Annotated in this window: 2 protein-coding genes; both read right to left on the bottom strand. The window is 69.1% G+C overall.

Going from position 1 to position 845, the window contains the following annotated elements; genetic code table 11:
* Positions 1-121: 121 nt before the first annotated feature.
* Positions 122-625, bottom strand: coding sequence for a hypothetical protein (locus tag ACK41V_RS23555; protein ID WP_409786112.1), 504 nt, complete (start codon positions 623-625; stop codon positions 122-124).
* Positions 610-845, bottom strand: a 236-nt coding sequence (locus tag ACK41V_RS23560; protein WP_409786113.1) for a hypothetical protein, incomplete at its 5' end; no start/stop codon positions are given. The genes ACK41V_RS23555 and ACK41V_RS23560, both read right to left, overlap by 16 nt.

Genomic DNA, 845 nt, shown 5'->3' on the forward strand with positions numbered 1-845 from the left:
CAGTAGCAGCAACAGCAACAGCAGCAGCAACAGCAACGGCAGCAGCAGCGGCGACGGCAGCAGCAGCAGCAGCAGCAGGCGGGCTTGGGCTGTGGCGTGGCGACGCGGTATTTGTACGGGGTCATACGACTAGCAGCGGCAGCGTGGGCGGCAGGCGACGTTGCACGGGCATGGGCGCATGTCGGGTGACGACGGAGGGGGAGCGGCGAAGTAGCGCGGGCATGTGCAAGCAGCGAGGTGGCGCGCTCAAGCGACGAGGCAGCGCGCAAGTGTGGGCGGTGTAGCGGCGAGGCAGCGCGTGGGTGTAAGCGGCAAGGCAGCGAGGCAGCGCGTGGGTGCAGGCGGTGAGGCAGCACGTGCACGTGCGGGTGGCGGGCGCGGTGGCGTAGTGCGACGATCGCGCCCCTCCTTCGTCACTGTCTCCTGCTGGCTCCCCCTGATCTCCTGCACCACTCATCAGGCCTGCATCGCGTCTCTCCATTCCCTCGTCATCGTCGTCGGTGTCGTCGCTGCCTGGAGTCCGCGGTGTCACCTCGTCTCGCTGCCACGGCATGGCCTGCAGCGCCATCGGCGCCTGCAGTGTCCGCGGCGCCACGGCCACCGGCGCCGTCATCGTTGCCAGCATGCTCCGCCGCAGCACCGGACGCTCCTGCAGCGTGTTCGTCTTCCGCACCGCTGCGACACCCGCAACGCCAGCAGCTCCAGCAGCGCCAGCAGCACCAGCAGCTCCAACAACGCCAGCAGCTCCAACAACGCCAGCAGCTCCACCCGCGTCCACGTCGGCTTGTGCGTTGCAGTCGGCGCCAGCAGCGACGTCATGCGCACAGCCAGCAGCACCAGCGACG

It is taken from the genome of Acidovorax sp. (genome assembly GCF_046291265.1).
In the GTDB taxonomy this organism is placed as follows: Bacteria; Pseudomonadota; Gammaproteobacteria; order Burkholderiales; family Burkholderiaceae_C; genus Acidovorax.

What these genes read in the sequence shown, in the direction of transcription:
- ACK41V_RS23555 (WP_409786112.1), bottom strand. Translation starts at nt 625, where the DNA reads ATGCTGGCAACGATGACGGCGCCGGTGGCCGTGGCGCCGCGGACACTG.